This window comes from Pseudoalteromonas sp. UG3-2 (genome assembly GCF_037120705.1).
Classification (GTDB): Bacteria; Pseudomonadota; Gammaproteobacteria; order Enterobacterales; family Alteromonadaceae; genus Pseudoalteromonas.
The window spans coordinates 268,582-281,789 of record NZ_JAWLJU010000002.1 but is presented as its reverse complement, the minus strand read 5'-3'; the positions used below and the strand labels follow the sequence as shown (position 1 = coordinate 281,789).

The following is a 13,208-nucleotide window of genomic DNA, read 5'->3' as shown; positions in this document are numbered from 1 at the left end:
TTAGAGACAAAAAAAGCGCCCATGCGTGGGCGCTTGGTGTTTTCTATGTTTGGTTACGAAAATAAGCGCTCTAGCTGGTCGCACAGCTGTGAAATATTGACGTGATCGTGCTCAATGGTTAAGTCAACATAGCCATCGCCGCGAAATGCGCGGTCTAACTCAATCAGTACATGAGTGCGGTGCGCCTCAGGGACGAACGACAGCTCAATTTCTTGCAGTCCAAATAGCGAACGCGTATTAGGGCGATATTCTAGCTCTTGATAACAACCGGAAACCGATTGAAACTCAGTCGCTCTTAAATAGCCTTTCTCAACATCGGCTTTAACAAGGTGAAAGCCTAAACGCTCCATTGCCGTCATGCAGGCTTTGACCGCTTCATTAGGGTAAATGTGCAAGGCATCTTTGTCTGAAGGGTCAAGCGCCAAGTCGATATCTAAACCGGTATCAACCCACACATGACAGCGGTTGTAGCCTGCGTTTATTTCAGTGATTGGGGTTTCAGAGTGAAGCCTTGCTTCAAAAGGGATCACCTTCTCTTCTCCCGGTGCGATGGTGAATTGGTCACCCACACGCCAGCGGTCAATCACGTGGTTAGTGAAGTATTCACCGTCTTCACCTTCTACTTTAACGCGGGTCATTAACGCCAGTTCAAGACCTGAAATTTCTTGGCTAACGTCGCCACCTTTAATAATTATCTGCGCCTGAAACTTTTGCCCAGGATGCAAATGTTCAGTTTCTAATACAGTATCAACTTTTGCTGCACCGATACCGACTGATGCGAGGATCTTTTTAAACATTACGTCTCCTGTCCGGTATGTCCTTAACAGCATCATAACCACATTTACTCCGACTTGTCAGCGAAAATTTCTAATTTATATATCATAAGGTTTTGATACACTGGTTATATCTAGGATAAAAGTAAGATTTTATGGAACTGCTCTATTTTGCTGTCGCATTTGCTTGTGGATTTTCGGTTTATCAATTAAAGCTGCCGCCTTTGATTGGCTTTTTGATGGCGGGGTTTGTGCTCAATTTGCTGGGCCACCAAACGACCGATTTACTGACTCAGTTAGCGGACTTAGGTGTCACCCTGTTACTGTTTAGCATAGGTTTAAAACTGCGAGTCGGTAACTTACTTAAACCCCAAGTCTGGGCCCCAGCCACCATGCACATTATCACCAGCAGCGCGTTTTTTGCTGGTCTATTACTGATGCTGGGCGCCATGAGTCTGCCGCTATTTACCGATTTAGATTGGCAGAGCGCCCTTTTGGTGGGCTTCGCCTTTAGTTTTTCCAGTACGGTATTTGCCGTTAAGGTGCTTGAAGAGCGCGGTGAAATGGCGAGCCTGCATGGTAAGATTTCCATTGGTATCTTGGTGATGCAAGACATCTTCGCGGTGATATTTCTTGCCGTAAGTACTGGCAAAGCCCCTAATATCTGGGCTCTGGCGCTACTGATCGCTTTACCTCTAGTGCGCCCGCTAATGTTTTGGGTGTTAAGCCGCTCGAAACACGGCGAGCTATTACCACTGTTTGGCTTTTTCTTTGCTTTAGTTGCCGGCTATCACGCCTTTGAATTTGCCGGTTTAAAAGGCGACTTGGGCGCCCTTATCATGGGGATGATTTTTGCTCCACACAAAAAAGCAGGTGAACTTTCCAAGGCGCTACTGAATCTAAAAGACATTCTGTTGGTGGGCTTTTTCCTCAATATTGGTTTAAATGCCATCATTACCCTAGATGCCCTGCTTATCGCGCTGTTGTTAGTTGTGGTGCTGCCTCTTAAAGTGTCACTTTACTACGCCTTTACCAATATGTTTAAGCTACGGGCACGGACTTCATTGCTTAGTGCCTTTACCCTCAGCAACTACAGTGAATTTGGCTTGATTGTCTGTGCGGTCGCCTCGGCATCGGGTTTGATTGCGGCGGATTGGCTGGCAGTGGTGGCAATTGCTGTTTCGATTACCTTTGTTATCGCGTCTCCCATTAACAAGCGCGCCAATGAGATTTACGTCAAACTCGAACCTTGGCTATTGAAGTTTGAAAGTAAAGTGCGTTTGGAAGAAGAAATGCCCGTTAACCTCGCTAATACCAAGGTGGTCATTTTTGGTATGGGTAGAATTGGCACCGGTGCTTACGAGACCATTCAAGCCAGCTTCCCCGATACCGTTGCCGGCGTTGATATCAAACCGGAAGTGGTGGATAAACATGTCTCGCGGGGCCGGCGAGTGCTGACGGCGGATGCCACCGACCCAGACTTTTGGCAACGGGTTAACCATTCTGAAGTAGAAATGGTCATGCTGGCCATGCCCAAGCACATGCAAAACATTTATGCCCTTGAGCAGTTGAAAGCATCCGGCTACGATGGCCAGGTCACCGCCATTGCCAACTACCCAGATCAGCAAAAAGAGCTTGAAGATATGGGAGTGGATTCAACCTATAACTTCTACTTAGAAGCCGGTAGTGGCTTTGCAGAACACGTCAAAGAAAAATTATTTTCTTAATTTAACTGCGAGTTCTCAGTACCTTAAATGGTACTGAGAACCATTTCCACCTGCATATCAGAAAGTTACGTCTAGACGTATAAAATATTATGGCGTTGACCGCATTATTCGATTTACAAAGCTTTACATCGGTATTAGCAATTTCATCCCACTTCGGAGTAAACTGACTGCATTGGAAGTGACCTAAGTCTCTATTTTATACACATAAAATAGTGAGTTTGGTTAATGTAAGTCAGTGTCACTGGATTGTGAACAAACTCTCTTTGGAGGCCGTATGTTTAAAAACAAATCGAATGGTCAATATTCTGCAGCAGTGGACGATGTTAAAGCAGCACCATTTTCAGACCTTCAAGACAAGCTTGATGCTATTCAGGACGAAGGCATGACAGCGCTAACAATCCGACACATTTTATTCCATAAAATGCTCGATTTACATGCTGTTCCGACGGATCACTTCTTGCGCGAGCAAGAAACTCCGAATCGCTTAGATGATCCTAAGTTAATTGAAAAATTAAATGAATTGGGATTCTACCGCACCAAATCAGCCACCCAATTGCACTAAAAAAATTAGGGAGCCTACTCTCCCACAATAGGCTGACAATGCCCGTCGTCAGCCTATTTTCTCTTCAGTTGCTTTTCTACTATCGGTTTCACCGGCTTTTTCGGCACTAATGTTTTCATTGCAAGCTTAATTGGTTTTAGATAAATGGCACTGAGTGAATCATGCCCAGCATCGTACTGGCCAACACCAATCGACACTTTCCCCGCTTCAGAGGCTTTGATCAAAGAGCCATAGAGACGATCCCAAATCGCCAGCGCCGAGCCTAAGTTACTATCAAAATGCGCCGGATTGTCACTGTGGTGCACCTGATGCTGCGCTGGGCTGATAAACCAGCCTTCGAGCCGGTCTCCCCAACTAAACCAAATATGGGAGTGACGCAAGTTGGCACCAAAAATATTAAACAAAAAGACAAAGGCATTGGCGCCAAGAATGTCATACATACTCAAGGTGTCACCAAAGACATAATAGCCACACCCCACCACAATCCCTTGAGTTAGCGCCATACGACAAGCATATAGATAACTCTCCACAGGATGAGAGCGATAAATGGTAAACGGTGTCAGCACTTTCGCTGAGTGGTGCACCTTGTGAAATTCCCACAGAAAAGGAACTTTATGAAGCAGCAGGTGCAGCAAAAAACGCGTTAGATCATCGACTAAAAACAGCATCAAGGTAAATAAAGAGATCACTAACCAAGGCGGCGCATCGAGATGCAAAGCAGGGCCAAATAGCTGCTCAAAACCATCCGATAAGCCCATGGCAATGGGAACCATGGTTAACACAATAGGAGTAAAGGTGGCCGCTTTAATGAGTCGATTGGTGATCAGCAAACAATAGTCCAGCTTAGCGCTTTGACACCACCAGACCTGTTTGGGAAATAAGAACTTAACAAAGCCCTTGCTGGAACGTACTTTTTCACTGGCGTAATACACCGGCAGTGCCATCACCACAGCACCCAACAAGTATGGCAAATACACTCTCTTATTAGCATCGAAAAGATAACCAGGGAGTTCAACAATGCTTTGCCATAATTGCTCTAACATAGGGGTTCCAGAGTAAATCGTGTTGCTGTGCGATTACCATATATTAATCGCAAATTGGGGCTCAAGCCACCGCATTGAGCCCCATGCCTTTATTTTTTAAAAGCGATATTTATAGCCCAGGCTAACCTGTCTTGGTTTACCTGGTCTAGCGCCATACGGGCGACGACTGACGATTTCAGCATCATCGAACAGGTTATCTATTTTGCCATAGATTTGACCATAACGGCCCAGTTCATAGCTTGCTGATAAATCCACAATGGTCGCGCTCGGCACTTTTGACGATTCCAGTGGCAGCTCATAGCTGTCCAGTTCCGTTTGACCGCTGGCATCGTATAACACCCAGCTACGGCCTGCCGATTCCGACATTGAGCTTATGTACTTCACTGCTAAATTAATTTTCCAGTCATTCGCTGCTAGACCAATGTTAAAGGTCGCTTGATGATCTGGTAAATACGGCAGTTCATCACCGTCTTTAATGTGGCCCCATTGGGCGAATTTAGTGAATTGCTCACTTTCAAACTCCCCTTTGGTGTAGGTATAGGTAAAGCTATACGGAATGTCTACCTGCAGGTTTAATGGGTAACGCTGGGCAAACTGCATCTCAAGGCCATACACGCTGGCCTCACCGCCACTGAACTGACGCCCTTGCTGATCATTTACACCACAGTTTGACTGGCCGCAGGTTTCATTGAGATTGTCGTAATCATTAAAGAAGCTAACCACCTCAAACTGTGTTACGCCATCATTAAAGCGACCACCGAACTCATAGTTAATACTTTTCTCAAGTTCTAAATTCGGATCTTGCTGCGGTGACGACGGGATAAAGCCTTGGTGTACACCAAACAATAATCCGGCATCCTCAGATAACTGATAAAAGCCACTGACACTGGGTAGCCAAATACGCGTGGTTTTATCAATCCAGCGATCGGCATCTTTGTTGTCTTGGTAGTACATGTCCATCAGCTCACCACGTAAGCCAACTCCTAGAGTCAGGGCATCCAGTTGCACTTTATCTTCAATGTAAACAGACCAAGCTTTGGTGTTTTCTGAATTCAGTGAGGCGAACTGCTTGGAGCCTTCCACCAACATCGGGATGCCAGACTCCATCGCATATGCTTGCTCAAAGTGCTTACGTTCAATTTCATCCTCGTGAAAGCGCAAACCTACAGCGACATCGTGCTCTAAACCAAATAGCGACACGGTAGCATCGGCATCCACTTGTACGCCTTGAGAAAAGTATTCACGGTCGTTGGTGCCCATGGTTAAGAATAAGTTTGAACCGGCAATCACTGAGTCTCGACTGCCAGTGATAACAGCGTATTCATCAGCGAAATCTGCTGGATTGGCCAACACCTTGGACAACGATGGACCACCACTGCTGCCAATGCCGTTGAGTTTTAACCAAGCACGTTCGTAATCATTGCGATAAAGGCGCGTAATGACATCAAAGCCATTCCCTTCAAGGAGGTGTGAAAACATCACTTGGGTGTGTTTGGTATCCATCTCGGCAGGCTGCGTGGCAGCATAACGACGATACGGATTCGCCGCAAAGTCTTCATCCGTTAACCCCAAGTAGGTTTCATCCGACAGCTCATCAGCGTAACTAAGCTTAAGGCCAAAGGTGTGGTTTAAATCGCCTTGGCTTAGTTTGTAATTGAACTTGGCGAGAAAATCATTTTTTTCAAACCCGGTATCCCCGCCATTGTCTAGCTCTTTAAAGCCATCGGCTTGTAAATTAACTGCTTCAAATAAGAAACCAACATTATTTACCACCGAGCCATAATAACCATGTGCTTTACTGTAACCATCACTGCCTGCCGCCACATCTAAGCCACCTTCGGTAAACTCAGGAACTTGTCTGGTGACTAAGTTCAGTGCGCCAGCCACCGTCTGTGGGCCATGTTGGATAGCTGCAGGACCTTTAAACACTTCCACTGCGGTCATGCGCGTGGTCACTGGGAAATAGTACGCTGCGGGAGCGGAATATGGCGCCGGCCCGATTAACACCCCATCTTCCATAATGGTGATTTTTTTACTGCGTTCAGGCGTTACGCCTCGAAAGCCAATGTTTGGACGCAGCCCGTAACCATCTTCCTCACGAATATTGACACCCGGCACGTTAGCCAAAATACGGTGAATGTCGTCGTATTCGTATTCCTCTAGCTGCGCTTCTGACAACAAGGTTGCCGAGCCGGCTTCTTTGCGTAGCTTATCGTGGTGGCTAATAATCGAAATGTGCTCAATATCGGCATTATCATCGGCCGCAATGGCATATGGCATAGCCAAGGCGGTTGCCACTGCCAGTAAAGATTTTTTCATGTTCATACGCTTAGTCATTGTCACCTGCCGAAGTTTGTGGAAGTTCTAGGGCGAGCTTTTCGATAAAGTCCGCTTTTAAGTCATCCGTTACAACTTTAACGTCTGTGTGCGTTTGCGTTACGTTTTCAGGGTTATTTGCCAATTCTTGCTGTAAGCTCGCCGGCATCGCCATTAATGTTGCTTCTGCTGCGGCTAATCCCTCTAACATGCGTGCTTTAACATCGCTGCCATCTTCGGCATCGAGAAAATCATCAAAGCCTAGGGTGTTATCGCTGTCACTGCCCTGGCCGGTGAAAATCTGTTTAAAGGCACGAATGTTGGCGAGTAAGTTTTCTTTAGAGTGCGCCGCAATCGGAGACTCTACGGCTTCAGGACAAGCCTCTAAACCACAGGCGTTTGGAAAACCTAAACCCAATGGTGTTGCTACCTTGCCATCCTTTAACTCTTCGGTCATGTAGAATAGCGCTTTTGAGATCTCATTCAGCGCTAGGTGCGGTGTATCGAAAGGAGAGCCTGGGCCACCTGCATTAAGCAGCTTGGCGGCATAGCCTTGGTCGCCATTCCAGCGCGTTAACAAGGTTTCACTGTGCCCTTCGATATCTTGGGCAACTGCCGTGGCAAATTCACATCTGGCAATGCGACGCTCTTGCTCTGGGCGGGTATTCCATGTTGCTAACGCGGTGTTGGCCGTGGTGCAGTGATGGTTAAGCTCATCGCTAAATAAAAGGTACTCAAGTGCCGTCAAGCCTTTACGATTCGAGGTACGCTCTTCAAGCACATAGGGTCTATCGCTGTCGCCATTGATAACACCGTCTTCGAAGTAGGCAACATCTTGGTCTAGGGCACAAAGTGATCCCGTGGCAGGCCATACATAAATGTTGTTCTTAAGCTCTTTGCTATTGGCAGTGAGTGGGCCCATTTGCATCATTTCGACGTATTGCCAGCTGACCATAGCATCGCGCCAACTGTCTTGGGCTAACGTGCGTAATGACGCCGTATCTTCTGCCGCCGATTTTTCCGCGGCACAGTAATTACCAACCTGTTGCTGCTGCTTGGTGGCAAGGGCATTAAATTGCTCGATGGCTGGGGTCAGTACATTGTTCACTAAATTGCTCACCAAGGCCGCTTCGTCAAACTGCGTAGGTGTGGTTGGATTACCTGTATCAGGCGTGTCATTGTCTTGAAAAGCAGGACCCTGGCTACTTGAGGTACTTTCGCCGCAACCTGTGAGTGCTAGCGTGACAGCCACGGCAGCGGCGCTTAAACGTTTATACACTTTCATTTGCATTCTCTGTTAGTCATATACAACAAAAGGCTAGCCGCAAAACGGCTAACCTTCTCAACGTTATAAGTGGGTGTGGCTATTACCAGTTAGCAACATTCTCGGCATCAAAACCGTATGCAGCTGCAATAATATCACGGGCTTGCTCTAGGTCGGCTTTGTAAGCGTCAACCCCATCCGCTGATAAAACTGGCTTATCGCCCATCAACTCGTGGATGTTAGCAAAGTTTTCCGCCGTTACTGGAGAATGCGGATTAAACTGGAAGTTAAGGGCAAAGCCTTTCATTTCTGACCAGTGCTTCGCCACGGTGTAGAACTGCTCAGCAGTAAAGTCACCTGAGGCGATATCGAAAATGTCACCGTCATCATCAGAGATTGTATCATTGATGTAGTGTACCACGGTCGCTGCAATTGATTTTTCCCACGCTAAGATAGCTTGGTCACGCAGTGCCTCTAGGCGCTCTTGGTCTTCAGTTGCCCACTGTGCTACATCAGTCCCTACGTTATCGTTGATAAGCTTTCGTGCTGCAATAAACGCTAACTGTGCTTGCGCAGTAAAGTCAGTTGGGTGAGCATTTCCTTTAGTACCACGGTCACGCTTTGCCGCGTTGGTTGAGTTACCAAAGTTGTACTCTGAGTTCAGATCAATTTCACCGTTGCCATCAAAGTCATTGTAACCATTGCCAAACTCTTCACGGCCACCTTTACCAGCAATTTCATCGTCGCTGTACTCTAGGTAGTTAATCGCAGCGCCAAAGTAGCCATAACCTTCGTCGAATTTATGCTCCAGCTCAGTGTAGCTGCCGCCTGAATTTGTGTTATCTGCATAAGGCTTGCCTTCATCATCAACGCCAAACAGCATTTTATCATCAAGGTAGTCATCGGCGCCTTGAGACAGTGCTACCGCACCGTTAAGGTGCTTCTGTACCAATTGCGCTAAATCCAGGCCTTCTGGCGTGACGTAAAGCTTGTTTAGCACCACTGACTGACCATTGTGCTCTGCGGTGATGTTTGCGCCAGTTGCAAACGCTTTAAGTTGCGCTTCGAGTAGGTCAACAAAGTGAAGCGCTAAGCCTTCAGGTGTTCCTGCTTGGTTACCAAAGTCAGACCAGCCCACCATGGTTCCATCTTCTTCCCATGCTTTATGCATGTGAGAAGTATCACGGCCGGCGATTTTACCGCCTTCACCAGCGACTTTTTTCAATGAACTAGAAATTTCGCCCAGTGTGGTTTGCTCAGCATTCGCGCCTTCAGCAAAACCTAAGGTGTTTTCAATAATGCTGTCGTTAGTGAGTAAAAAGCTTTTAATTTCTTTGATAGCCTCTTCAGCTGTTTTTTGACTTTCAGCTGTTTTATCGCCTTCAGCTTCAACTACGACTTCGTTGTCCAATTTGCCCATTAGGCTCTTGATGTGAACCATTGCAGCATGACGAGCAACCTGCCCTGAGTAAGCCACGCTTGATTCACCATTGGCGTTATTAAAGGCGTATACATTTACCCCAGCAGTTGCTTCCACGTCAGTTACTGCAACCGCAATATCAGCCTCAGCCTTTTCACCTTCACTGTCTGTTGCCGTCACTGTGATAGTCACGGCACCGCCTTCAACTTGCTCGTAGTTCAGAGCGTTAGAGGCTTTTAGCTTCAACACACCATCCACCACTTCGAAGCGGTTATCTGACACGGTAAAGGTCAACTCGCTGACGGCATCGCTGTCGTCTGAGAAAGAAACATTCGCAACCGCCTCACCTAGCTTATCTTCAGTGATGCTGGCGTTATCGGCTGAAATAGTCGGTGCCGCGTTAGTGGCTGGCGGCGGAGTGGTAGTGTTATCGTCGTTATTATCGTTTGAATTGCTGCTTGAACCACCACATGCGGTTAAACCTAAGGTAGCAGCTAAAATTGCTGAGCTTAACAGAGACTTTCTAAGTACCATTATTGTGTTCCTTTAAAACTAATTATGGTTGTATTTTCATAACTAGGTGCAAAGTATACACATACGTAAATAGCAATCAATATTATTTGCATTGTAGAAATAACAATTCTGCTAACATTTCGCTCTTTTTTAGTGCATAGAGAAAAGAAAGAAAACTAAGAAGCATATATAAAACAAAGACATAAACCCGTAGCAATGGGTTTATGTCTAAAAAACAAGCCGCAGTTGATCTGGGACAAGTAAATCAATTATTAGAACAAAGCAATAGGTCGCTGCTCAAAAAACACCCAACCGTGTTTTAATTCCACACATCGGTTACAAATAAATAACCTTGTCGCCAGATGGTCTTAATTTTCTCAGGGCGACTGGGGTTGTCGTGTAATTTTTTTCGTAAGCGAGAAATTCTGACGTCAATGGTGCGAGTGTCTGGGCGATAATATTTGCCCAAGATTTGTTCATAGACAAATTCACGCTTGACCACTTTGCCCGCTTGACTGGCCAATAGCCATAGCAATTCAAATTCATGGGTAGTCAAGTCGATGCGCTCTTGCGCAAAGCTCACTCGACGAGTGTTTTTATCAATGTGGAGTTGACCAAAGCTCAGTTGCTCAGGTTGCGACTCCTCTTCATAGGGTAGTTGGCGTTTCAATAACGCATCTAGGCGGGCACGCCAAAGTCGGGGTTTGGCGTCTTTGGCGATGACTTCATCGGCACCGAGCTCTAAAAACAGACTGTGGACGTCTTCATCATGACTGTCTAGGCTAACGATCACTGGCGCTTTAAATTTTTGTCGAAATTGACTAATTGAGTCACAGCTGGGAACCGAAGCGATAGCTTGATCGAGCACAACACCACTGATGGATTTCCCTGCGTAACCGTTTATTTGCCCTATTTCCCTTAATAATTCAACGTCATACCCCTGTTCTTCAAGCATTTTTTGTTGTGTTGTTAATTGCGTATCATTGCTTTGTGCAACCAAGATAGTAGACACGGACGCACCTCATTCATTCAATTTGGATGGCAACAGTGTAGTCACACAAGCTGAATAGATGCTTTACAACGTAAATAATCCTTTTGCCGTATCCCATAGGGCCTTAACCACCGGATCGTATAGTCTTTTATTCTTAGTTACTAAGCCAATTTCAATTTCGTCTGAACGCAGTTGTAATAATTGCACTTGATTTTTGAACGGGCTTTGACTGATCACGATTTCTGGCACACAAGCAATACCAAAACCTAGGCTGGCCAGTGCCACCATGGCTTCGTGACCTGAAACATGGGTATACACCTTGGGCGTAAAATGGTGTTTTTTGCAAAAATTATCCACCCTTTCTTTCAATACGCCCTGCTCTGGCATAATGAAAGACAAGCTGTGCCATGGCATTTCACCATCGCTGTGCTGCTCTAAGGTGGCTTTTAGGGGGCAGTCCATGGTGGGGCCAATAAACACTAAGCGCGAGCGACCAATTGGCAAATATTCGATGCCACTGGGCAAATGTTTTGGCTTTACCGCCACCGCCACATCTTCTTTGCCACTGGCCACTTGCGCAATTGAGTGCGCCGGATCGCCGGTAATGAGGTTCAACTCTACCTGCGGGTATTGGTGGCGAAACCGTGAGAATAAATCATAAATAAAACTGTAAGTCGCGGTCACCGAACAAAATAAACTGAGCTCACCACTGAGCGGTTTATTATCGTCTACACACTCACTCTTAAATTGCCGCCAACTCGATAAAGTCGACTGGGCATAGTGAATAAATGCTTTGCCTTGCTGGGTTAACTCGACTGTGCGGTTATCTCGCAAAAACAGTGGCGCCCCAACTTCTTCCTCTAACTGCTTAATTTGTCGACTTAATGTGGGTGGACTTACAAAACAACGCTCACTGGCGCGAGAAAAGTGCAGTGTGTCAGCCAGAGCAAGAAAGTATTTTAATTGTTTATGATTCATAGCATTTCACCTTTTGAAACACTATAGTTCAAATATATCATTTTACGCAACCAAAACCACGCTCTACTCTACACTTAGTTTCTACTTGGACAGCATCAGGAAATATCATGTCGAATTACTTTAATACTTTATCTTTGCGTGAGCAATTAGCTCAGCTTTCTCAATGTCACTTCATGGATCCCAAAGAGTTCGAACAAGGTGTCGATGTCCTCATTGGCAAAAAACTAGTTATTGTCGGCTGTGGTGCTCAAGGTTTAAACCAAGGCCTTAATTTACGTGACTCGGGCCTTGACGTAAGTTACGCATTACGTCCTTCAGCCATCGCAGAAAAAAGACAATCTTACCTCAACGCTAGCGAAAATGGCTTTGTGGTTGGTACCTATGAAGAACTCATTCCCGAAGCGGATTTGGTGCTTAACTTAACCCCAGACAAACAGCATACAGCGGTAGTCAACGCCGTGATGCCACTAATGAAAAAAAGCGCCACCCTAGCCTATTCTCATGGCTTTAATATTGTTGAGGAAGGGATGCAAGTGCGCGACGACCTAACAGTGATCATGGTTGCCCCTAAGTGCCCTGGTACTGAAGTTCGAGAAGAGTACAAACGCGGCTTTGGTGTCCCCACTTTGATCGCCGTTCACCCAGAAAACGATCCTGAAGGCAAAGGCTTAGAACAAGCAAAAGCGTATGCAGCAGGCACCGGTGGCCACCGAGCTGGGGTATTACAATCGTCCTTCATTGCCGAAGTGAAATCGGATTTAATGGGCGAGCAAACTATTTTATGTGGCATGCTGCAAACCGGTTCAATATTGTGCTTTGACAAAATGGTCGCAGAAGGGATAGAACCAGGTTACGCCTCAAAATTAGTCCAATATGGCTGGGAAGTCATCACTGAGGCACTTAAGCATGGTGGTATCACCAACATGATGGATAGGCTCTCTAACCCGGCAAAGCTGCGTGCTTTTGACTTAAGTGAGCAGTTAAAAACGCTAATGCGCCCGCTTTATAACAAGCACATGGACGATATTATCAGTGGTGAGTTCTCCAAGGGCATGATGGCCGATTGGGCTGAAGACGATGCAAAGCTCCATGCTTGGCGAGCCGAAACCGCAGAAACTGCGTTTGAAAAGCAAGCCAACAGCGATGCCGACATCGCAGAGCAAGCGTTTTTCGATCAAGGCATTTTAATGGTGGCGATGGTTAAAGCCGGTGTCGAGCTGGCCTTCGAGACCATGACCGCTGCGGGGATCATTGACGAATCCGCTTATTATGAGTCACTACATGAAACACCATTAATCGCCAATACCATCGCACGTAAAAAGCTGTTTGAAATGAACCGTACTATTTCTGATACGGCCGAATACGGCTGTTACTTGTACAATCATGCATGTTTGCCTTTATTACAACCCTTTATGCAAAGCGTAAGTGTGAGTGATATTGGCCAAGGCTTAACAGCAGCCAATAGCTACGTAGACAACCAAAAGTTAATTGCGGTGAATCAAGCCATTCGTAATCACCCAGTTGAAAAAGTTGGCGCAACCTTGCGCGGCTATATGTCTGATATGAAGAAAATAATCTAATGATGGTGCTGCTGTGAATAGCAGAAGGTAATGCATCACAA

At 46.1% G+C, this 13,208-nt stretch carries 10 protein-coding genes; 3 read left to right on the top strand and 7 right to left on the bottom strand.

The window, feature by feature from the left end; all coding sequences use genetic code 11:
• Window positions 1-53: 53 nt before the first annotated feature.
• Window positions 54-797, bottom strand: a complete 744-nt coding sequence (locus tag R3P39_RS04580) for a sporulation protein (RefSeq protein WP_336565936.1) — start codon at window positions 795-797, stop codon at window positions 54-56.
• Between the two features lie 131 nt (window positions 798-928).
• Between R3P39_RS04580 and R3P39_RS04575 the strand changes: the two genes are divergently transcribed.
• Together R3P39_RS04575 and R3P39_RS04570 are read left to right on the top strand one after the other, a co-directional pair.
• On the top strand, window positions 929-2,500 hold the full coding sequence (locus tag R3P39_RS04575; RefSeq protein ID WP_336565935.1) for a cation:proton antiporter family protein: 1,572 nt from the start codon (window positions 929-931) through the stop codon (window positions 2,498-2,500).
• 274 nt (window positions 2,501-2,774) lie between these two features.
• On the top strand, window positions 2,775-3,062 hold the full coding sequence (locus R3P39_RS04570; protein ID WP_336565934.1) for a hypothetical protein: 288 nt from the start codon (window positions 2,775-2,777) through the stop codon (window positions 3,060-3,062).
• A gap of 53 nt (window positions 3,063-3,115) precedes the next feature.
• Here the strand turns inward: R3P39_RS04570 and R3P39_RS04565 are convergent, their stop codons facing one another.
• The 6 genes from R3P39_RS04565 to ilvY all read right to left on the bottom strand — a co-directional run bounded on the left by R3P39_RS04565 (window position 3,116) and on the right by ilvY (window position 11,587).
• Complete coding sequence (locus tag R3P39_RS04565; RefSeq protein ID WP_336565933.1) at window positions 3,116-4,105, bottom strand: sterol desaturase family protein; 990 nt, start codon at window positions 4,103-4,105, stop codon at window positions 3,116-3,118.
• A gap of 96 nt (window positions 4,106-4,201) precedes the next feature.
• Complete coding sequence (locus tag R3P39_RS04560) at window positions 4,202-6,442, bottom strand: TonB-dependent receptor family protein (RefSeq protein ID WP_336565932.1); 2,241 nt, start codon at window positions 6,440-6,442, stop codon at window positions 4,202-4,204.
• Complete coding sequence (locus R3P39_RS04555; RefSeq protein ID WP_336565931.1) at window positions 6,435-7,706, bottom strand: imelysin family protein; 1,272 nt, start codon at window positions 7,704-7,706, stop codon at window positions 6,435-6,437. Before R3P39_RS04555 ends, R3P39_RS04560 begins: the two co-directional genes overlap by 8 nt.
• Window positions 7,707-7,788: 82 nt before the next feature.
• The gene (locus R3P39_RS04550; protein WP_336565929.1) at window positions 7,789-9,639 is read right to left on the bottom strand and encodes a DUF4856 domain-containing protein; all 1,851 of its coding nucleotides are present in this window, start codon (window positions 9,637-9,639) and stop codon (window positions 7,789-7,791) included.
• Window positions 9,640-9,937: 298 nt separating this feature from the next.
• The gene (locus tag R3P39_RS04545) at window positions 9,938-10,630 is read right to left on the bottom strand and encodes a response regulator transcription factor (RefSeq protein ID WP_336565928.1); all 693 of its coding nucleotides are present in this window, start codon (window positions 10,628-10,630) and stop codon (window positions 9,938-9,940) included.
• Between the two features lie 63 nt (window positions 10,631-10,693).
• Window positions 10,694-11,587: an HTH-type transcriptional activator IlvY gene (gene ilvY, locus R3P39_RS04540; protein ID WP_336565926.1), complete on the bottom strand. Its 894-nt coding sequence runs from the start codon at window positions 11,585-11,587 to the stop codon at window positions 10,694-10,696.
• Window positions 11,588-11,694: 107 nt separating this feature from the next.
• Between ilvY and ilvC the strand changes: the two genes are divergently transcribed.
• Entirely contained in the window at window positions 11,695-13,167 is a 1,473-nt protein-coding gene (ilvC, locus tag R3P39_RS04535; protein ID WP_336565924.1) for a ketol-acid reductoisomerase, read from the top strand.
• The last annotated feature ends 41 nt before the right edge of the window (window positions 13,168-13,208 follow it).

Excerpts from the sequence above, each read along its gene's own strand:
- R3P39_RS04580 (WP_336565936.1), bottom strand. The coding sequence starts at position 797 with ATGTTTAAAAAGATCCTCGCATCAGTCGGTATCGGTGCAGCAAAAGTT.
- R3P39_RS04575 (WP_336565935.1), top strand. The coding sequence starts at position 929 with ATGGAACTGCTCTATTTTGCTGTCGCATTTGCTTGTGGATTTTCGGTT.
- R3P39_RS04570 (WP_336565934.1), top strand. The coding sequence starts at position 2,775 with ATGTTTAAAAACAAATCGAATGGTCAATATTCTGCAGCAGTGGACGAT.
- R3P39_RS04565 (WP_336565933.1), bottom strand. The coding sequence starts at position 4,105 with ATGTTAGAGCAATTATGGCAAAGCATTGTTGAACTCCCTGGTTATCTT.
- R3P39_RS04560 (WP_336565932.1), bottom strand. The coding sequence starts at position 6,442 with ATGACTAAGCGTATGAACATGAAAAAATCTTTACTGGCAGTGGCAACC.
- R3P39_RS04555 (WP_336565931.1), bottom strand. The coding sequence starts at position 7,706 with ATGAAAGTGTATAAACGTTTAAGCGCCGCTGCCGTGGCTGTCACGCTA.
- R3P39_RS04550 (WP_336565929.1), bottom strand. The coding sequence starts at position 9,639 with ATGGTACTTAGAAAGTCTCTGTTAAGCTCAGCAATTTTAGCTGCTACC.
- ilvY (WP_336565926.1), bottom strand. The coding sequence starts at position 11,587 with ATGAATCATAAACAATTAAAATACTTTCTTGCTCTGGCTGACACACTG.
- ilvC (WP_336565924.1), top strand. The coding sequence starts at position 11,695 with ATGTCGAATTACTTTAATACTTTATCTTTGCGTGAGCAATTAGCTCAG.